Annotated in this window: 14 protein-coding genes; 5 read left to right on the plus strand and 9 right to left on the minus strand. The window is 61.4% G+C overall.

Annotation, left to right across the window (positions count from 1 at the left end; all coding sequences use genetic code 11):
- The first annotated feature begins 206 nt into the window (after positions 1 to 206).
- From AA0Z93_RS01980 to AA0Z93_RS02000, 5 genes are all read left to right on the plus strand, one after another.
- Positions 207 to 1,313: an acyltransferase family protein gene (locus tag AA0Z93_RS01980; protein ID WP_413046625.1), complete on the plus strand. Its 1,107-nt coding sequence runs from the start codon at positions 207 to 209 to the stop codon at positions 1,311 to 1,313.
- A gap of 667 nt (positions 1,314 to 1,980) precedes the next feature.
- Entirely contained in the window at positions 1,981 to 2,775 is a 795-nt protein-coding gene (locus tag AA0Z93_RS01985; RefSeq protein WP_413046624.1) for an ABC transporter permease, read from the plus strand.
- Positions 2,772 to 3,989 (plus strand): ABC transporter ATP-binding protein, encoded by a 1,218-nt coding sequence (locus tag AA0Z93_RS01990; protein ID WP_413046623.1) that lies wholly within the window; start codon positions 2,772 to 2,774, stop codon positions 3,987 to 3,989. The genes AA0Z93_RS01985 and AA0Z93_RS01990 overlap by 4 nt, the downstream gene beginning before the upstream one ends.
- Positions 3,986 to 5,557, plus strand: coding sequence for a methyltransferase domain-containing protein (locus AA0Z93_RS01995; protein ID WP_413046622.1), 1,572 nt, complete (start codon positions 3,986 to 3,988; stop codon positions 5,555 to 5,557). The genes AA0Z93_RS01990 and AA0Z93_RS01995 overlap by 4 nt, the downstream gene beginning before the upstream one ends.
- Positions 5,557 to 9,279, plus strand: coding sequence for a glycosyltransferase (locus tag AA0Z93_RS02000; protein ID WP_413046621.1), 3,723 nt, complete (start codon positions 5,557 to 5,559; stop codon positions 9,277 to 9,279). Before AA0Z93_RS01995 ends, AA0Z93_RS02000 begins: the two co-directional genes overlap by 1 nt.
- A 51-nt stretch (positions 9,280 to 9,330) precedes the next feature.
- Here the strand turns inward: AA0Z93_RS02000 and AA0Z93_RS02005 are convergent, their stop codons facing one another.
- The 9 genes from AA0Z93_RS02005 to AA0Z93_RS02045 all read right to left on the minus strand — a co-directional run bounded on the left by AA0Z93_RS02005 (position 9,331) and on the right by AA0Z93_RS02045 (position 20,818).
- The gene (locus AA0Z93_RS02005; RefSeq protein WP_413046620.1) at positions 9,331 to 10,377 is read right to left on the minus strand and encodes an acyltransferase family protein; all 1,047 of its coding nucleotides are present in this window, start codon (positions 10,375 to 10,377) and stop codon (positions 9,331 to 9,333) included.
- Between the two features lie 183 nt (positions 10,378 to 10,560).
- Complete coding sequence (locus AA0Z93_RS02010; RefSeq protein ID WP_413046619.1) at positions 10,561 to 11,922, minus strand: phosphomannomutase; 1,362 nt, start codon at positions 11,920 to 11,922, stop codon at positions 10,561 to 10,563.
- A 128-nt stretch (positions 11,923 to 12,050) separates the two neighbouring features.
- Positions 12,051 to 13,493, minus strand: a complete 1,443-nt coding sequence (locus AA0Z93_RS02015) for a mannose-1-phosphate guanylyltransferase/mannose-6-phosphate isomerase (protein ID WP_413046618.1) — start codon at positions 13,491 to 13,493, stop codon at positions 12,051 to 12,053.
- A gap of 237 nt (positions 13,494 to 13,730) precedes the next feature.
- Complete coding sequence (locus AA0Z93_RS02020) at positions 13,731 to 15,164, minus strand: MBL fold metallo-hydrolase RNA specificity domain-containing protein (RefSeq protein ID WP_413046617.1); 1,434 nt, start codon at positions 15,162 to 15,164, stop codon at positions 13,731 to 13,733.
- Between the two features lie 96 nt (positions 15,165 to 15,260).
- Entirely contained in the window at positions 15,261 to 15,524 is a 264-nt protein-coding gene (locus tag AA0Z93_RS02025; RefSeq protein ID WP_413046616.1) for a lipopolysaccharide assembly protein LapA domain-containing protein, read from the minus strand.
- Positions 15,524 to 15,844, minus strand: a complete 321-nt coding sequence (ihfB, locus tag AA0Z93_RS02030; RefSeq protein WP_296265223.1) for an integration host factor subunit beta — start codon at positions 15,842 to 15,844, stop codon at positions 15,524 to 15,526. The genes AA0Z93_RS02025 and ihfB overlap by 1 nt, the downstream gene beginning before the upstream one ends.
- 255 nt (positions 15,845 to 16,099) lie before the next feature.
- Complete coding sequence (rpsA, locus tag AA0Z93_RS02035) at positions 16,100 to 17,776, minus strand: 30S ribosomal protein S1 (RefSeq protein ID WP_413046615.1); 1,677 nt, start codon at positions 17,774 to 17,776, stop codon at positions 16,100 to 16,102.
- 124 nt (positions 17,777 to 17,900) lie between these two features.
- The gene (cmk, locus tag AA0Z93_RS02040) at positions 17,901 to 18,578 is read right to left on the minus strand and encodes a (d)CMP kinase (protein ID WP_413048366.1); all 678 of its coding nucleotides are present in this window, start codon (positions 18,576 to 18,578) and stop codon (positions 17,901 to 17,903) included.
- Positions 18,578 to 20,818 carry a bifunctional prephenate dehydrogenase/3-phosphoshikimate 1-carboxyvinyltransferase gene (locus AA0Z93_RS02045; protein ID WP_413046614.1) on the minus strand — a complete coding sequence of 747 codons (2,241 nt, stop codon included), beginning with the start codon at positions 20,816 to 20,818 and terminating at the stop codon, positions 18,578 to 18,580. The genes cmk and AA0Z93_RS02045 overlap by 1 nt, the downstream gene beginning before the upstream one ends.
- Positions 20,819 to 20,852: the final 34 nt, after the last annotated feature.

Below are 20,852 nucleotides of genomic sequence, written 5' to 3' on the forward strand. Positions count from 1 at the left end.
TGTGCAAATTCTAAGGACTTTAGATAGCCGTGCAAAGCATGGCTTCGATATATTCGGATTCTAGCCGCGCTAAGAAAAAGGGCTACAGAGCTGCGCCATTTCCCCAGTCCTGCTCCTCACGGGCCACCTCATCAATTCTGCCCCGCATTGACAGCCCCCCGCACCAGTGCAAGCATTCCGCCATCACTCCATGGCGCCCCCCCCAAATGCCTGCCGCATCCCCCCCAGTCGAACGCCTCTACACCCTGGACACCTTACGCGGCCTCGCCGCACTCAGTGTCGTATTCTGGCACTGGCAACACTTCTTCTATATAGGCAACAGCCCCGCAGCCTTCGAGGTCTCACGCCAGCCCTTTTTCAGCCTGCTTACCCCGCTTTACCAATACGGAGGGTTGGCGGTTCAGCTGTTCTTCTCCATTTCGGGCTTCGTCTTCTTCTGGTTGTTCGCCCAGCGCGTAGCGGCTGGAGGCCTCGGCGCGCGCAGGTTCGCCCTGGACCGTTTCAGCCGTCTCTACCCGCTGCACTTGCTCACCCTGGGTGCGGTCGCCGCGCTGCAATGTGTCTACTCGACCGGCCATGACAGCTATTTCGTCTACCCCTTCAACGATGCCTACCATGCGTTGCTCAACCTGCTGCTCGCACCGGCCTGGGGCTTTGAGCAGGGTTGGTCGTTCAACGCGCCCATCTGGTCGGTTTCGGTGGAGGTGCTGCTCTATGCCCTGTTCTTCGTCATCTGCCTGACCGGTCGCTGGCGTTGGCCGCTGGCTGCTTTGGCCTGTGTCGCCGGTTTCATGCTGTACCCGGGCAATTACAAGATCGGCAGCGGTTTGCTGTGCTTTTTCGCCGGGGGGCTCGCCTATGGGGTGCTCCGGCAGCTGCGGCATGGGTGCGGTTCGGGTGCGGCGGTGCTGGTGTGTAGCGGCGCCGCGCTGGGCGCTTGGGCAACGCATCTGTGGCTGAGCGATGCGTTCAACTTCTATCTGGTGATGGGCCTGTGCTTTCCCCTCACCCTGGCCGCACTGGCAGCCGCAGGGCTGCACTGGGCCGGGCTGTTGCGCAATGCCGGGTGGATTGGCGACATCAGCTATTCCTCTTATCTGTTGCATTTTCCGTTGCAGATCGTCTTTGCGCTGGTTTTCGATGGGTTGGGTTTCCAGCGTGAGGTGTTCTATCAGCCTTGGGTGATGTTGGTGTTTTTTGCGGTGCTCGTGCCTATGAGTTTGGCTTGCCATCGGTGGGTGGAGCGGCCGGCGCAGGGGTGGTTGCGTAATCGTCGGGCGGCGGGCTGTGGTTCGGGTGGGGGGCTGTGGTGAAGCTTTGAGTGTGGGTGGGGGGATTGGGCCGGCTTTGCCGGCCATCGCGACTGAAGTCGCTCCTACATAGACGGCTATTGCGGCTGAAGTCGTTCATGGACGGCTATTGCGGTTGGAGTCGTTCATGGACGGCAAGCGCGGCTGAAGTTGTTTTTGCGTTGCTGGGTGTTGCGGCTGAAGTCGCTTTTCATTGCTAGGCGTTGCGGTTGAAGTCGCTCTGCATTGTTGGCCGACCAGCGTTGGGGCATAGGCTTGGTGTTTGGGGAGGGGGACGGCTGATCCTCCTCCGAACGTGCGGCGTTCTCTGGTATCCTCAGGAAATTTTTCGACAGGCTGCTCAGCGGTGGCGGACCAATGGCCCGCGCTCGGCCGGACATGGGCAGAATAAGGCCCCGCGGCTTGGCTACGATGCCATTGGCGTCGATGGCGCCTGCACAGTCCTGGTTCGGTCGGTCATCGACCACGCCTTTGGCTTGTCGGCCTGCTGTTTCCTTCAACACCCGAATCGGTCGAGGCGGCGGTCGCAGCTGCCTGTGAAAAAACTGTCGGTCGCCGGCCTGTGCCCGGCGCCCGTTCAGCAGACGCTCAGCTACCTCGACCCAAGCGAAGAACCAACGCACTGAAACGGCGTCACATGGCGCTCCAGTACCTCAAGAAAGGAGATCACATGTTTGGATTATTGAGAGGGCTATTCAGCTATCGAAGCTTTATCGCCACCTCGATCCGCAACGAGTTCGTTTCGCGGTTCTCGCGCAGCAGCCTTGGCGGGCTGTGGATGATCATCAACCCGCTGGCGAACGTGCTGATCTATGCGCTCATCCTGTCGAACGTGCTGGCGGCGAAGCTGCCGGGCATCGATAACAAATATGCGTACGCCCTTTACCTGATGGCCGGCACCCTGGCCTGGAGCCTGTTCTCCGAAATCGTCAACCGCTGCCTGACGCTGTTCATCGAAAACGGCAACCTCATGAAGAAGATGAAGTTTCCCAGGATCACCCTGCCCTTCATCGTCCTGGGTTCGGCGTTGCTCAACAATTTCCTGCTGCTGCTCTCCGTACTGGGCGTGTTCATCTGCCTCGGCCATTGGCCCACCTGGCAGATGCTGTGGGCGGTGCCTCTGATTCTGACCGTGGCGGCCTTGGCGATGGGGCTTGGCTTGGTGCTGGGTGTGCTGAACGTCTTCGTCCGGGACATCGGCCAAGTCGTACCCATCGTGTTGCAGATCCTGTTCTGGTTCACACCGATCGTGTACCCGATCACGATCATTCCCGAAGAGCTGCAATCGATGATCGGCTACAACCCCATGCTGCCGCTCGTCACCGCCTACCACGATGTCTTCGTCTATGGCGTGTCACCCAACCTCATGGGGTTGGCCGGCACCGCTGCCCTGACCCTGCTGTTGCTGGTGCTGGGCCTTTATATTTTCCGCCGCGCGGCGCCTGAAATGGTGGATGCCCTATGACCCTCTTGAGTGCCAAAGACCTTGGCAAGGCTTACCGTACCTATCGAAGCGAATGGCAGCGTATCGCACGCTGGCTGGGCATCAGAATCGCCCCACGCGAAGAGCATTGGGTGCTTCGACACATCAACTTCGAGATCAACGCCGGCGAAGCGATCGGCATCGTCGGCCAGAACGGCGCGGGTAAATCGACCCTGCTGAAGATGCTGACCGGCACGCTGCAGCCCACCACTGGCGAAGTCCGAGTCAATGGGCGGATCGCCGCCATCCTGGAGCTCGGCATGGGCTTCAACCCCGAGTTGACCGGGCGCCAGAACGTTCACCACGCCGCAGGCCTGATGGGCTTCAACGCCCAGGAGATCGAAGCCTTCATGCCTGAGGTCGAAGCGTTCGCCGAGGTCGACGAGTACTTCGACCAGCCCGTGCGGACCTACTCCAGCGGCATGCAGATGCGCGTGGCATTCGCCGTGGCCACGGCGCGACGCCCGGAGATCCTGATCGTCGACGAGGCGCTATCGGTGGGCGACAGCTATTTCCAGCACAAAAGCTTCGACCGCATCCGCGACTTCCAGGAACAAGGCACCACGTTGCTGATCGTGTCCCACGACCGCAGTTCGATCCAGGCCTTGTGCGACCGTGTGCTGCTGATCGAAGGCGGCACCGTGATCAAGGACGGTGCGCCCGAAGAAGTGATGGATTTCTACAACGCCATCATCTCCGAAAAAGAAAACGCGACCGTCAAGGTGCACACGCTGGCCGACGGTAGCGTGCAAACCCGCTCCGGCTCGGGCGAGGCGAGCATCGAAAGCCTGGCCATCTACAACGAGCTGGATGCGCCGATCGAATTCGTCAGCGTCGGCCAGCCCGTGAACCTGAAGATCAAGGTCAAGGTGAACCAGGCGATACCCGAACTGGTGGTGGGCTACATGATCAAGGACCGTCTGGGCCAACCCATCTACGGCACCAACACTCACCATTTGGGCAAGAAGATGGGTAACCTCGCGCCGGGCGCCGAAATGGAATACACCTTCGCGTTCGACGCCAACATCGGTGTGGGCTCCTACTCCATCGCAGTGGCCCTGCATACGGCCGATACCCACCTCAGCGCCAACTACGAATGGCGGGACCTCGCGCTCGTGTTCAACGTCATCAACGCAGACAAGGTGCCCTTCGTGGGCTCGGCGTGGATCCAGCCAACCGTGGAGTGCGCCCAATGAGCCAGTTCTACCGCGCTTTCGAAGATGAGCACCGTGGCTCACACGACACCATCAAACAACGCTTGCAGGTGTACCTGCCATTCATCACGCCACTGCTGGCGCTCTACCCCGAGTGCCGCGCGGTCGACGTCGGTTGCGGCCGCGGCGAGTGGCTCGAGACGCTGATCGAAAACGGTTTCGACGCGATGGGCGTCGATCTGGACGAAAACATGCTGGAGGCTTGCCAGGCGCGTTCCTTGCCTGCGCAAAAAGCGGAAGCCGTTTCGTACCTGCAATCCTTGCCCAGTGACAGCCTGACCGTCCTGAGCGGTTTCCACATCGTCGAGCACATTCCGTTCGACGCGTTGCAAGCACTGGTCAGCGAAGCGAACCGGGTCTTGAAACCCGGCGGGCTGTTGATCCTCGAAACGCCGAATGCCGAAAACCTGATCGTCGGTACCCAGAACTTCTATCTGGACCCTACGCACGAGCGCCCGATTCCGCACATGCTGTTGGAATTCCTGGTGAAGTTCAGTGGCTTCCAACGCTCCAAACTGATGCGCCTGCAAGAAAACCCACGGCTGCTCGAATCGTCATCGCCCACGTTGATGGAAGTGCTCGGCGGCGCCAGCCCCGATTATGCGATCGTTGCCCAGAAAGGCTCCGAGCAGGCTGACTTGCACGCATTCGACGCTGTGTTCGAGGGCGATTACGGCTTGAGCCTGGCGGAACTGGCGCAGCGCTACGAGGCGAGTCTGGCCAGCAAGACCGAAGAGCAGCGACTGCAGTGGGACACGGGCAACGTCGCACTCAGCCAGCGTTTGAATGCACTGGAGCACGCCAACGGAGCACTCCACGAACGCGCGGATTTCATCGAGAACGAAAACTCGGTGCTGCACAAGCGTGTGGACTTCGTCGAACACGAAAATACGCTGCTTCACGAGCGCGTGGATTTCGCAGAGCACGAACACGCGGCGTTGCTAACCCAAATGCAGGACCTGAAGGCCCATGTATCGGATCTGAGATTCGACGAGCTCAAGCTGGCCAACGAAGCGCTCCAGCGCTCGCTGGACGAGTCGCTGAAAAATGCGCACCACTGGTACACCGAAACCCTCGCCCATCAGCAACATATCGCCGCCCTCGGCGACGCCAACGCCTACCACAACCAGACGGTCGGCGCGCTGACCGAGCAGATCCAACAGCTCAGGAAAAGCACCTCATGGCGCGTGACGGCGCCCATGCGCCAGGGCGCCATCGTCACGAGAAAATTGGTCCGCTCGCCGATTCGAACGCTCAAACAACTCGCGCGCTCCGGGGCCAAAGGCGTGCTGAATCAGCCCAGGCTGCGTGTGGCGATAAAGAAGGTTCTGGTACGCCACCCGCCCACCTACGCCCGTCTGCAAAAACTCGCGGCACGCCTGCGAGCGGCGCCCGAAGCGCACTTGCACAACGTGCCGGGCACAGCGCCGCAGCCCTTCGCGGCAGTCGAGCCGAACCATGCACCGGCCGCACCGGCCCATCTCACCGAAAATGCCAAAGCGATCTACTTGCGATTGAACAGCAACGAACCACGTAAGGATGTGAATTGATGCGCGTAGTCATTGACCTGCAGGGCGCCCAGGCTGAAAACAGGAATCGGGGCATCGGGCGTTACGCGCTTTCCTTCACCAAAGCCTTCATCGAGAACGCGGGCGACATCGAAATTTTCGTCGTGCTCAACGGCTTGTTCGGCGATTCGATCGACGCGATCCGCGACGAGTTGCTGGATGTCCTGCCTCAGAGCCGGATCAGGGTCTGGACCCCTGGCGGCAAGGTCAGCGCACTGCCGCCCGAGCACCTGTGGAGCACACATGCCTCGGAGCGCGTGCGGGAAGCGTTCATCGGTGAGCTGCACCCAGACCTGGTGCTGGTCACCAGCCTGTTCGAAGGCCTGGTGGACGATGCCGTCACCAGCGTCAAGGCGCTGGACACCTCGGTGCCGACGGCGGCCATCGTTTACGACCTGATCCCGTACATCAACCCCGAGACGTACTTGAGTTCGCCGGCGGTCCGCCAATGGTACGAAACCAAGCTCAAGCACCTGCGCCGTGCAGATCTGGTATTGGCCATTTCCAATTCGTCGCGCAGTGAAGTGATCGACCACCTGGGCTTCGCGCCTGACCGTGTGGTGAACATTTCGACGGCGATCGACACCGACCACTTCCAACCTACGCTGGACGACCAGCAAGGCGCGGCGCTCAAGACCCGCCTGGGCATCGATCGCCCGTTCGTGATGTATACCGGTGGCATCGACCCCCGAAAGAACATCGAAGGGTTGATCTGCGCTTTCGCCAAACTCGACGCGACCCTGCGCCGCGAGCACCAGCTGGTCGTCGTCTGCAACATCCGCCCCGATGACCGTACGCGGCTCGAAGGCCTGGCCGTTGCCAATGGCCTGAAGAAAGGCGATGTGTGCTTCACCGGGTTCGTCAGCGAAGAAGACCTGCTCGCGCTGTACAACCTGTGCACGCTCTTCGTCTTCCCGTCCCTGCACGAAGGCTTCGGTTTGCCCGCCTTGGAGGCCATGGCCTGCGGCAAGCCGGTGATCGGCTCGAATACGTCCAGCCTGCCCGAAGTCATCGGCAATCCCGAGGCGCTCTTCGATCCGTACGAAGTGGCATCCATCACTGAAAAGCTCGAGGCCGTGCTCAGCGACGAGGCTTTGCGTGCCCAGATGGCGTCGCTGGCCTTGGAACAGGCTGGCCGGTTCAGCTGGGACCAGACCGCGAAATCGGCCGTGGAAGCGGTGCGGGCGCTGCTCGGGGAACTGACCGCCGCATCGCAGGCGCTGCGCTCCACGGGGCGCCCTCGCCTGGCCTACGTGTCGCCACTACCCCCTGCCCGCAGCGGCATCAGCGACTACAGTGCCGAGCTGCTACCCGAGCTTGCCCAGTACTATGAAATCGACGCCATCGTGGCCCAGGATTCGGTGACCACGACCAGTGCCGGCATCAACTACGCCGTTCGCTCGGTGGCCTGGTTCGAGGAACATGCGCACCGCTACGACCGCGTCATGTACCACTTCGGCAATTCCTCGTTCCATCAGCACATGTTCCGCTTGCTGGAGAAGTTTCCGGGAACGGTGGTCCTGCATGACTTCTTCCTGTCGGGCATCGTGGCCGACATCGACCTCAACCAGGGCCAGACGGGCTTCTGGACCCGTTCCCTGTACCACAGCCATGGTTACAAGGCCGTCGAGGAGCGCATCAACGGGCTCGACACCGCCGATGCCGTGTGGAAGTACCCCAGCAACCTGCGCGTGCTCCAGCAGGCCGAGGGCGTCATCGTCCACTCGAACTATTCGGTCCATCTGGCTCAAACCTGGTATGGCGAGCAGGCCGCGCACAATTGGAAAGAGATTCCGCTGCTGCGTGAACCGCGTTTCTCCGACGCCCGCAAGCGCGCTGCCGCCCGCGAACAATTGGGGCTTGGGGAGCATGACTTCGTGGTCTGCAGCTTCGGCCTGCTCGGCCCTTCCAAGCTGAACGACCGCTTGCTCGACGCCTGGCTCGACTCGGAACTGGCGAACGACGAGCGCTGCCACCTGATCTACGTCGGCCAGAACAGCGAAGGCTCATACGGCGAGCGTCTGCTCGAGCGCATCAACGCCAGCCATTGCCGCAACCGCATCAAGATCACGGGCTGGACGGACAACGATCTGTTCAAAGCCCATCTGTACGCTGCGGACGCCGCCGTACAACTGCGCACCCTGTCGCGCGGGGAAACTTCGGCAGCCGTACTGGACTGCATGAACTACAGCATTCCGACCGTCGTCAACGCCAATGGCAGCATGGCGTACCTCCCCGATGCCAGCCTGATCAAATTGCCGGACGCGTTCGACGACGCGGCGCTGTCCGCTGCGCTGAACCTGCTGCGCAGTGACGTTTCTGCACGTCGGCAGCTGAGTGCCACGGCCCAGCGTTTGATCCACACCGAGCACGCGCCACGCGCCTGTGCCGCCCTGTACCGCGACGCCATCGAGGCGTTCCACGAAGACGCCACGCATTCCATCTCGGGTGCGGTCAAAGCGATCGCGGCGCTGGAAAAGACGCACTTCACGTTCGACGACTCCGTCGCTCTCGCGCAGTCGATCGATCAAAGCCTCAGCCCGCCGATGTCGCAGCCGCAACTGCTGGTCGACATTTCCGAGCTGGTCAGTCGCGACGCCAAAAGCGGCATTCAGCGCGTGGTGAGGAACATCCTCTCCATCTGGCTCTCGACGCCCCCGGCCGGCTATCGGGTCGAGCCCGTCTATGCGACCGACGACAGTGCAGGCTACCGATATGCCCGGCACTTCACGCTGGGCTTCCTCAACTGCCCTCAGCATCTGTTGCAAGACGAGGCTGTGGTAGTGCGCCAAGGCGACCGTTTCGTCGGTCTGGACCTGCAGCCTGCCATCGTGCCGAAGCAACGGCAGGCGCTCGCCGAAATGCGGCGTCGCGGCGTGAACGTACAGTTCGTGGTGTACGACCTGCTGCTCAAGAAACTGTCGCACTGCTTCCACGAGGGAGCGGCGGACGCGCTCGACAATTGGCTGGACGTCGTCTCGCAATCGGACGGTGTCGTTTGCATCTCCAAGGCCGTGGCCGACGAGATGGCGGAATGGGTAGCCGAACACCGCAAGCCCAGCAAACGTCCGTTCCATATCTCCTGGTTCCACCTGGGCGCCGACCTTGATGCGCCTGCCCAGACCAAGCCGGCCAACGTCATCCCCAAGCAGGTGCTCTCGCAGTTGCAGGCCCGGCCTTCGCTGTTGATGGTGGGCACGATCGAACCGAGAAAGGGCCACGCGCAGGTGCTCGATGCGTTCGAGCTGCTGTGGAGCCATCAAAAGGACGTGAACCTGCTCATCGTCGGCAAGCAAGGGTGGATGGTCGACTCGCTCGTGCAGCGCTTGAAGGGCCACCCCGAGCAGGGCAAACGACTGTTCTGGTTCGAAGGGATCGATGACGACTACCTGCGCGGTTTGTACGCACAGGCCGACGCGCTGGTCGCCGCTTCGCTGGGTGAAGGGTTCGGCTTGCCGTTGATCGAAGCCGCGCAGGCCAATCTGCCGCTGATCGTGAGGGACATTCCCGTGTTCCGCGAGGTGGCGGGTGACCATGCCTTCTACTTCGAAGGCGAACAGCCAGAGGCGCTGTACGAGCACCTCGTCACTTGGCTGGACCTGCATCGGGAAGGCCGTCACCCATCGTCTGCGGCGATGCCGTGGATCACGTGGGAGCAAAGTGCGCAGCAATTGTTTGCCGCGATCGAAGCGACCGCCCGCTAGCCCTCGAAGCCAGCCTGCCCTTCCCCATGCGGGAAGGGCAGCGCTCGCTAGTTATGCCGTGACTTTGACGCTTGCGACAGAAAAATAACGCTTTTTCATGTCGAGCGCGGGCTTCTCGACCAGGTGCCACGAGGCGGCACCGACGAGCAGGGAGAGCCCCAACGACAAGAAGGTGAAGGCATACACGTCGGTGAGTTCGGGGAACAGATTGACCAACATCTGCTGGATGACGAAGCCGTAGATGTAGATCCCGTACGAATAATCGAAGCGGTTGAGGAAACTCATTTTCTTCGACAGTACGCAGATCGAAATCAGGCAATACGGCCACAACACCAGATAGAAGCCGGCGGAAAAGTGCCAATCACCGCCGTTGTTGAAGAAGGACCAAATCACCAGCGCTACGGCCGGCACCGTGATGAACCACGACATGTAGACCTTGTCTTTCAAATGCGCCAACAGCGCGCCGTACAAGAACAGGTAACCCAGTTCGTTCAAGAACAGTTTGGACACGGTGAACACGTAGCTGTCGCGCATGAACGTGTCATGCATATGCAGGCTGAACATCACCAGCATGGCCAGCAGTACGAACCGCCAGTTGAACGCCTTCGACCAGGCCAGCACCAGAATGCCCAGGTAGCACAGCACTTCCAGGGGTAACGTCCACAGGCAACCGTTCACCACCTGCACGGGATTTTCCGTGAACACGCCGGGTATGAAAGGGTGCAAGTTGAACAGGGTTGCGTTCAGAAGGTACTGCCAGGTTTCCGCCTGTCCGATGTACTGCGCATAACTGGGCGCAAACAAGCCGAGCACCAACACGGTCACCAATACCGACACGATCAAACCAGGAAAGATGCGCGTCACTCGATTAGTGAAGAACGTGACCAGGCTCTGTCCGCGGAGCATCGACAGCGTTACCAGATAGCCGGAAATAACGAAGAAGGCGTCGACGCCAATCTTGCTGAAACCGATCAATCCATTTCTTTCGAACACATCGCCGTGGTCCAAACCGAGCACGACGTAGGTATGAGTAATGATGACCAACGATGCGGCGATGAGCCTCACCATCGTGAAACCATTTCTCTTGTCAGCAATCACATTTTTTCTCCATCGGAACGCATAAAGATACCTGGCCATGCATTGTCGCGTGACCGTCAACTCTCAGGCGGTAATCTTTATACGCACTTTGGAAGCGCCGGCCAACTGACGACCGACATAGGGTGATGCGAAGCACAATTGGGACCAGGGTGAAGCCCCGGCCCCGTGCTTCGATGAAGTGGCTCAGCCTTGAATCAGACGTTCGATTTCAGCGACACGCTGGGCCACCAGTGCCTGGTCGCCGCGGCTCTCGACGTTCAGGCGCAGCAGTGGCTCGGTGTTGGAGCCGCGCAGGCTGAAACGCCAGTCGGCGAAGGCCACGCTGATGCCGTCGGTGCGATCGACTTCCGGGGCTTGCGGCAGGTAGAAGGCCAGGACCTTCTCCACCGATGCCTTGACGTCGTCGACCTGGTAGTTGATCTCGCCACTGCATGGGAACGCCGCGATGCGTTCGTCCACCAGTTGCGCCAAGGTCTTACCGCTGACGCTCATCAGCTCCGCTACCAGCAGCCAAGGGATGTTGCCGCTGTCGCAGTAAGCGAAGTCGCGGAAGTAGTGGTGGGCGCTCATTTCGCCGCCATACACCGCGTCTTCGGCGCGCATGCGCTCTTTGATGAAGGCGTGGCCGGTCTTGCTCTGGATGGCTTCGCCGCCGGCAGCCTGTACCTGCTCGATGGTGTTCCAGGTCAGGCGCGGGTCGTGGATGATCTTGCTGCCGGGGTGCTTGCGAAGCAGCATCTCGGCCAGCAGGCCGACCAGGTAATAGCCTTCGATGAAGCGGCCCTGGCCGTCGAAGAAGAAGCAGCGGTCGAAATCGCCGTCCCAGGCCAGGCCCAGGTCGGCCTGGCGCTCGAGCACGGCGTTGCGGGTCAGTTCACGGTTTTCCGGCAGCAGCGGGTTGGGCACGCCGTTGGGGAATTCGCCGTCCGGCTCGCCGTTGATGAGGTCGATATGCAGCGGCAAGCGGGCCTTGAGCAGCTCGATCACCGGGCCGACGGCGCCATTGCCTGGGTCGGCCAGGACTTTGAGCGGCTTGAGCGCCGACACGTCGATGTAGGTCAGCAAATGGTCGATGTAGGCAGTCTTGTCGAAGGCCTCGTGGACTTGGCCCTGGCTTGCGGCCAGATCGCCCAGGTCGCCGGCTTCGACACGGTCACGAATGGCGAACAGCCCCGAATCGCCGCTGATCGGCTTGGAGTGCTCGCGCACCAGCTTCATGCCGTTGTAGCCCTTGGGGTTGTGGCTGGCGGTGATCATGATGCCGCCGTCGGCCTTCAGGTGGCTGGTGGCGAAGTAGACCTCCTCGGTGCCGCACAAGCCGAGGTCCAGCACGTCGGCGCCGGCCTCGGTCAGGCCGCGGGTCAGGGCCTGGGCCAGCATGGGGCTTTCCAGACGCATGTCACGGCCCACGACGTAGCGCTTGCCGCCGAGCTCGGCGACCAGTGCGCGGCCGATGCGGTAGGCGACGTCTTCGTTGAGGTCGGCAGGTACTTGCCCACGGATGTCGTAGGCCTTGAAGCAACGGGTCTGGATAGATGGATGCATGGTTCTCACTTTGACGAGCCGCCTGGAGGCAGCGATCGATGTGGGGATTGGCCGCTTTCGGGCAGCGAATGCTAAACGGCCCGTGATGCTCCAGCGAGCATCACGGGCCGGGTGGGAGGCGCTGGGTGTCAGCCGGTGCAACGACCGTAGATGTCCTCGAAACGGACGATGTCGTCTTCGCCGAGGTAGTCGCCGCTCTGCACTTCGATCAGCACCAGGTCGATGACGCCCGGGTTTTCCAATCGGTGCGTGTGGCCTGCACGAATGAAGGTGGATTCATTGGTGTGCAGCATCATCTGCTTGTCGTCGTTGACCACCACGGCAGTACCGCTGACCACGATCCAGTGCTCGCTGCGGTGATGGTGCATCTGCAGCGACAGCGACGCCTTGGGCTTGACCACGATGCGCTTGATCTTGAAGCGGTCGCCGTTTTCCAGGGTGGTGTAGGTACCCCAAGGGCGGTGCACGGTGCGGTGCAGCTGGTGCAGGGTATGGCCCTTGCTCTTGAGCTGGCCGACGATGTGTTTGACGTCCTGGGCGTGGTCCTTGTGGGCGATCATCACCGCGTCGGGGGTGTCGATCACCAGCAGGTCCTCGACACCGACCAGGGCGGTGAGGCGGTCTTCGCTGTTGACGTAGTTGTTGCGCGAGGCGTGTGCCAGCACTTCACCTTCGAAGCGGTTGCCATCGGCGTCCGCTGGGGTCAGTTCGCTGACGGCATTCCACGAGCCGATGTCGCTCCAGCCGATGTCGCACGGCACGGTGGCGACGCGCTCGGAGCGCTCCATCAAGGCATAGTCGATGGAAATGTCCGGGACTTGGGCAAAGCTGTCTGGGTCGACGCTCAGGCAACTGTAGTCTTTGCCTTCGGCCAGACGCGACTGGCGCTTGGCGTGAGCAGCGGCTTCCAGTACGTCGGGCGAATGCTTTTCGAACTCTTCCAGCACCGTGCCGACGCGGAAGCAGAACATGCCGGAGTTCCAGAAGTAGTTGCCGGCGGCTACGTAGGATTCTGCCAACTCGAGGTTCGGCTTCTCGACGAAGCGTGCGACCTTCAAGCCCTGTGGCAGCTCGCCTGCCTGGCCCGCCTCGATGTAACCGAAGCCGGTTTCGGGATACTGGGGTTTGATGCCGAAGGTCACCAGCCAGCCATTGCTCGACAGCTCGACCGCTTTGGAGACGGCCTCGGCAAAGGCAGCCTCGTCTTGGATCAGGTGGTCGGCGGCCAGTACCAGCATGTGCGCGTCGGCACCGTGGCTGTCACGCAGCTGCAATGCCGCCAGCGCCACGGCTGCGGCCGTGTTGCGACCGAAAGGCTCGAGGATGAAGGCTTGCGCAGGGCCGTTTTGCTGGACGCCACGGTATTCGTCTTCGGTCTTGAACAGCAATTCGCGATTGGTAACGGTCAATACTTCCGACACCCCTGGCAGGCTCGAAGCGCGCAGGAACGTCTTTTGAATCAGGTTCTGGCCATCGGGCAGGGTCATGAACGGCTTGGGATGGGCCTCACGCGAAACGGGCCACAGCCGGCTGCCCACGCCGCCTGACAAAATTACGGGTATCAAGTCCATATTTATAATCCTGCTAGCCATTGGCATGGCACATAGACGAAACGCAAAGTACTTAAGCGACGAATTACCGTCTCGCGCCTTTAACGTTCAAATTTCCTTGTTGCTCCAGCTGCTTGGCTCGAAACGAGCATAGAGGCAGACACATCCCAGAATCCGAGACGACCAAGAATATCAGAGAACATTGGTCGAGGCTCGCTCGCGGGCGATCCGTTGCCGCGGCTTTGACAACAATGAATCTCATTCGATCTGAACATCCAGCGCTTTTTTCGCATACACCTCTTTCAAACGCGCCGCCAGAGTACGCCGAGCGGGCGGATCGCCGTGTACCAGACGGATACGTGCCGGCCATCGGGTCATACCGGTGACGAATTCGACCAATCCGTTCTGATCGGCATGCGCCGAGTATCCAGCCACGGTGAATACCTTGGCCCTAATTGGGTACGACTGCCCGTCCAGATCGATCGACACGAAACCAGCCGCACCCGCGCTGGCCTGGATCACCGCACCCGGCGTGCCCTGCACCTGATGGCCGACGAACACCACCTCATGCCGAGGATCGACCAGCATGGCCTTGAGGTACGCCACGATACGCCCACCCGAACACATACCATTGCCGGCGATGACGATCGCCGGCTTGCCGGTGCTCTTGAGATAGTTGACGACCTGCCGATGCTGGCCGTGGGTATCGATACCGATCAACTGTTCGAAGCCCAATGGCGCCCGCCCTGCCTGCAAGCGTTGATTGGCTTGCACGTTCCAATGATCGCTGAGCTCGCGGTAGACCTGGGTGATGCGCTGGGCGAGCGGCGAATCGAGGATGATTGGCAGCTGCGCCCAGTTCAGCACCTCCAGCGGATCGTCGGAGGGGCCAGCTTGGTTCTGCTGGTGCAGCGCCTTGTGATGCAGGATGTCCTCTAGGTCGAACAGCAGTTCTTGGGTGCGCCCCAGGCTGAACGCCGGAATCAGCACGGTGCCGTTGTCCGCCAGCGCTCTGTCGATGATGGCTTCGAGGGCATCGCGGCGCTTACCGCGAGCGCCATGCAACCGATCGCCATAGGTGCTTTCGAGCACCAGCAGGTCTGCCCGCTCGGGTGGCTCGACCGGGCGCAGCATGGCGCTGTCGCTGGCACCCAGATCCCCCGAGAAAACGATTCGAGTACCCTGCTCGCCCGCCGAACAGAGCACATCGCATTCCACATACGCCGAGCCGAGCAGATGCCCTGCACGCCGTAGACGAACACGACAGACCAAGCCCGAACGCTCGACGAGGACATGCCAATGATCGAACGGCAAGGGCCGCAAGCGCGCCTGCACGAAGGCCAAGTAGCGAGACACCTCGGCAGGATCGTCGCTGATGCTCAACCTATAGGCATCTTCCAAAACCAACGGCAGCAGCTTGGCCGAAGGCTCGCTGCAAAGGACCGGCCCGCGATACCCTGCTGCGAACAGCGCAGGCAGGCGGCCGACGTGGTCCAGGTGAACGTGGGTAAGGATGACGGCTTCTATGCCGGTGGTGTCGAAGGCAATGCTTTGTTCGTTCGGTGCGGCACGTTCGCCCTGCTCCAGACCGCAATCGATCAGCAGGCTGGTGGCGGCATCGAGGTGCAATTGATGACATGAGCCGGTGACCGTCTGGTCTCCGCCATGGTGGGACAGGCTGGGATAAGGCATCGCAGTAGGCGCTCCGCAGAAACCGGGCGCGGTATTACGGCAGAAAAGGGGATCTTGGCGAAATCAGATCCCTTTCCTAATTGCGTAAGAGCTTTCTTACTTTCCGGCGAGTGCGGCTTCGCGGGCCTGGAGACGAATACGTCGGCGCGTGCGCATCACGGCGTAGCTGCCCAGCAATGGACCGATGGCCAGGCCAACGATCAACGCCGCCAGGACCGGCACCGCTGCAGGCATGGCCGGAGACACCCAGCCGAACAATCCCAACGACACTTCCTGCTGATTTTCGAGCACGAAGAACAACACGATCGCTGCCAGCAGCAACACCAGCACTGCCACCAGGGCACGTTTGAGATTACGCATCAGGCATTCCTTGCGGCACTCAAGGCTTCTGCCTCGTGCTCATCTTCGTTGACTCGGTCCCGTAGCTCTTTACCGGGTTTGAAGTGCGGTACGAACTTGCCTTCGAGGCTGACCGATTGACCCGTCTTGGGATTACGCCCTACCCGCGCGGAGCGATAGTGCAGAGAAAAGCTGCCAAAACCACGGATCTCGATACGATCCCCTGTGGCCAGGCATTGCGACATTTGTTCAAGCATGGTCTTGATTGCAAGTTCCACATCCCGGGGCGAAAGCAGCCCCTGATGGGTAACGATGCGTTCGATCAGCTCCGACTTCGTCATGTTTTTCCCTTCGTTATCAAGCAGCTAGATCATTGCTTACTCAGGTTGTAGCACGCTCGGCCGGATTTGAACAGACCGCTTCTTGACTTAGGTGAAAATTTCAAGAACAGCGCAATGAGCGCCTGCAAACAGACCCGAATCGATAACCAAAGGTTCGCCCTTCGACGTCATATTGGTAATAAAGATCGACTGCGAACAAAACATGGCCAAAAAAAAGGGTGACCGAAGTCACCCTTTTTTCGCACCGAGCAGAACTTAGTTCTGTTTAGCCATCGCTTCGCGCAGCAGCGCAGCCATGGTGGTGTCGGCAGCGGCTTCCGGAGCGGCTTTCAGGCTCTGGATCGCTTCGCGCTCTTCAGCATCGTCCTTCGATTTGATGGACAGGCTGATGACGCGGGACTTGCGGTCGACGCTGATGATCTTGGCTTCGATCTCTTCGCCTTCTTTCAGAACGTTGCGCGCGTCTTCAACGCGGTCACGGCTGATTTCGGAGGCTTTCAGGGAAGCTTCGATGTCGTCGCCCAAGGTCACGATAGCGCCTTTGGCGTCAACTTCCTTGACGATACCCTTGACGATAGCGCCCTTGTCGTTGACAGCAACGAAGTTGGAGAACGGATCGTCTTCCATCTGCTTGATGCCCAGGGAGATGCGCTCGCGCTCTGGGTCGACCGACAGGATGACGGTTTCCAGCTCGTCGCCCTTCTTGAAGCGACGCACGGCCTCTTCGCCGGCTTCGTTCCAGGAGATGTCGGACAGGTGAACCAGACCGTCGATGCCGCCTTCCAGACCGATGAAGATACCGAAATCGGTGATCGACTTGATGGTGCCGGAGATCTTGTCGCCCTTGTTGAACTGGCCAGAGAAGTCTTCCCATGGGTTCGACTTGCACTGCTTGATGCCCAGGGAGATACGACGACGCTCTTCGTCGATGTCCAGAACCATGACTTCCACTTCGTCGCCAACCTGAACGACTTTCGACGGGTGGATGTTCTTGTTGGTCCAGTCCATTTCCGAAACGTGCACCAGACCTTCGACGCCTTCTTCCAGCTCAGCGAAGCAGCCGTAGTCGGTCAGGTTGGTGACGCGCGCGGTCACGCGGGTACCTTCTGGGTAACGCGCTTTGATAGCGACCCATGGATCTTCGCCCAGCTGTTTCAGACCCAGCGAAACGCGGTTGCGCTCACGGTCGTACTTCAGGACTTTGACGTCGATCTCGTCACCAACGTTGACGATCTCGGAAGGATGCTTGATACGCTTCCAGGCCATGTCGGTGATGTGCAGCAGGCCATCGACGCCGCCCAGGTCCACGAAGGCGCCGTAGTCGGTGAGGTTCTTGACGATACCTTTGACCTGCTGGCCTTCCTGCAGCGATTCCAGCAGCGCTTCGCGCTCTGCACTGTTCTCGGCTTCCAGGACGCTGCGACGGGAAACGACAACGTTGTTGCGCTTCTGGTCCAGCTTGATGACCTTGAATTCCAGCTCTTTGCCTTCGAGGTGGGTGGTGTCGCGCACTGGGCGGACATCGACCAGGGAGCCCGGCAGGAACGCACGGATGCCGTTAACGTCGACAGTGAAGCCGCCTTTAACCTTACCGTTGATAACGCCCTTGACCACTTCTTCGGCAGCGAAAGCAGCTTCCAGAACAATCCAGCACTCGGCGCGCTTGGCTTTTTCACGGGACAGCTTGGTTTCGCCAAAGCCGTCTTCGACCGCGTCCAGCGCAACGTGAACTTCGTCACCGACCTTGATGGTCAGCTCGCCAGCTTCGTTGAAGAACTGCTCGAGCGGGATGACGCCCTCGGACTTCAGGCCAGCGTGAACGGTAACCCAGTCGCCGTCGATGTCGACAACGATACCGGTGATGATGGCACCCGGCTGAAGATTGAGGGTTTTCAGGCTTTCTTCAAAGAGTTCTGCAAAGCTTTCGCTCATTTTCATTCCTGTAGATTTGGGCGAAACAAACGCCCATCGCCACACTCCAGACAATGTGGGTTTCGTTTAGATAAAGAAAAGCCGGCAGGACGATGACTGGTGCACCTGACGGCTTTCCTGGTGATCAGGCGAGGTCGCGAAGGGCGATCTCGCTTCTGATGCGTTGCAGCACCTGGTCGATGGACAACTCGGTCGAGTCCAGCTGTATGGCATCGGCCGCCGGCTTGAGCGGGGCCACTGCACGCTGGGTATCACGCTCATCGCGTGCCCGTATCTCATCTAGCAGACTCGACAGACTAACAGCTTCGTTCTTGCCCTTCAACTGCAGGTAACGACGGCGCGCCCGTTCCTCGGCACTGGCCGTGAGGAAAATCTTCAGTGGCGCATCGGGGAACACCACCGTGCCCATGTCCCGGCCATCGGCGATCAGCCCCGGCTTTTCACGGAACGCCCGCTGGCGCTGCAGCAGCGCGTCGCGCACGGCCGGTAGCGATGCCACCGCCGAAGCGCCGGCGGCGACGGTTTCGGTGCGGATGACGCCACTGACGTCTTCGCCCTCGAGAATGATCTGTTGCAGCCCGCCCGGCTGGGCGGCGACGAACTGCACGTCCAGGTGAGCGGCCAGGATCTTCAGCGATTCCTCGTTGGTCAGATCGACGCCGTGGTTGGAGGCATTGAACGCGAGCAGGCGGTACAGCGCGCCCGAGTCGAGCAGCCGCCAGCCCAGCTGGCGCGCCAGCAAGCCGGCTACCGTGCCCTTGCCCGAACCGCTGGGGCCGTCGATGGTGATGACGGGGGCGATCACGACTTGCCCTCTTCCGCTACGCGGATGCCCACTTCGGCGCACAGGCTGAGGAAGTTGGGGAACGAGGTAGCGACGTTGGCGCAATCGTGGATGCGGATCGGTGCGCTGGCACGCAGCGAAGCGACGCTGAAGGCCATGGCGATGCGATGGTCGCCGTGGCCGTGCACTTCGCCACCGCCGATGCTGCCGCCTTCGATGACGATGCCGTCGGGCGTGGGCTCGCATTTGACGCCCAGGGCGATCAGACCATCGGCCATCACCTGGATACGGTCCGACTCCTTGACCCGCAATTCCTCGGCGCCTCGCAGCACCGTGCGCCCTTCGGCGCAAGCGGCCGCGACGAACAGCACCGGGAACTCGTCGATGGCCAGTGGCACCAGCTCCTCTGGAATCTCGATGCCTTTGAGCTTGACCCCGCGCACGCGCAGGTCGGCCACCGGCTCGCCGCCTACTTCGCGCTGGTTTTCCAGGGTGATGTCACCGCCCATCAGGCGCAGGATGTCGATCACGCCCGTGCGGGTCGGGTTGATGCCGACATGCTCGAGGACCAGCTCCGAGCCTTCGGCGATGGACGCGGCCACCAGGAAGAAGGCTGCCGAGGAGATGTCGGCCGGTACTTCGATGCGCGTTGCGCGCAGCGCACCGCCAGAGGTCAGCGAGGCGACCGGGCCGTTCGACTCCACCGCATAGCCAAAGCCGCGCAGCATGCGCTCGGTGTGGTCGCGGGTCGGCGCAGGCTCGGTGACCGTGGTGCGGCCCTGGGCATACAAGCCGGCCAGCAGCAGGCAGGATTTGACCTGCGCACTGGCCATCGGCAGCCTGTAGTCCAGCGCCTTGAGCGTCTGCCCGCCACGGATGGTCAGCGGCGGGCGCCCTTCCGGGCCGGTCTCGACCACCGCGCCCATCTCCCGCAGCGGGTTGGCCACACGGTTCATCGGGCGCTTGGACAGCGAAGCGTCGCCGGTCATGGTCACGTCGAACGGCTGGGCGGCCAGCAGCCCGGACAACAGGCGCATGGAGGTGCCGGAGTTGCCCAGGTAGATCGGCCCGGGCGGCGGCTTGAGGCCGTGCAGGCCGACGCCATGGATGGTCACGCGGCCATGGTGCGGGCCCTCGATGACCACACCCATGTCACGGAAGGCCTGCAGCGTTGCCAAGGCGTCTTCGCCCTCGAGGAAACCTTCGACCTCGGTCGTGCCTTCGGCCAGCGAGCCGAGCATGATCGAGCGGTGGGAAATGGATTTGTCGCCCGGTACGCGGATACGCCCGGACAGGCGGCCACCCGGTTGGGCCAGGAAGATCAGGTCGTTGGCGTTCATAGCGTCCACATAGGCCCGGCGGGCCAGGATTGTACTGAAATGTTCGCGGGCGACCTTGGCGCGGGTGAATACACCCAGCAGCTGGTGCCCATCCCCAGCATCGACCGCGTCGCGCAAGGCGTCGAGGTCGCTGCGAAATGTGTCCAATGTGCGCAGGACGGCCTCGCGGTTGGCGAGGAAGATGTCGTGCCACATGATCGGATCGCTGCCGGCGATCCGGGTGAAATCACGGAAACCGCCCGCCGCGTAGCGGAAGATCTCCAGGTTTTCGTTGCGCTTGGCCAACGAATCGACCAGACCGAACGCCAGCAGATGCGGCAAATGGCTGGTAGCCGCCAGCACTTCGTCGTGACGCTCCACGCTCATGTGCTCGACGTCCGCGTCCAGCACGCGCCATAGCCGGTCGACCACCTGCAGGGCGTCATGCTCGGTATCCGCCAAAGGCGTGAGGATGACCTTGTGGCGACGGAACAACGCCGCGTTCGACGCCTCCACGCCGCTCTGCTCGGAACCGGCGATGGGGTGGCCCGGCACGAAGCGCGCCAGGCGTTCGCCCAATACCCGCTGCGCCTCGCGCACCACATTGCCCTTGGCGCTGCCGACATCGGTGATCACCGCCCGGCCCAGGTCGAGCGTGGCCAGCATGGCCAGCACCTTTTCCATGGCCAGGATCGGCACCGCCAACTGGATCACGTCGGCACCGACGCAGGCGAGCGCCAGATCGGCCTCGCAACGGTCCACCACGCCCAGGGCGACTGCCTGGCGCCGCGACTCGGCATCGAGGTCGACACCGACCACTTCCCGGCATACACCGCTTTCGCGCAAGCCCTTGGCGAACGAACCGCCAATCAGGCCGAGACCGACCACCACGAGCCGACCGACGATCGGGTCCGCTGCTTTCTTTACCGCTTCAACCACGCGTGCACATCCTGTTCCGTACGGCCATCGAGCC

Source organism: Pseudomonas phoenicis (assembly GCF_047302395.1).
In the GTDB taxonomy this organism is placed as follows: domain Bacteria; phylum Pseudomonadota; class Gammaproteobacteria; order Pseudomonadales; family Pseudomonadaceae; genus Aquipseudomonas.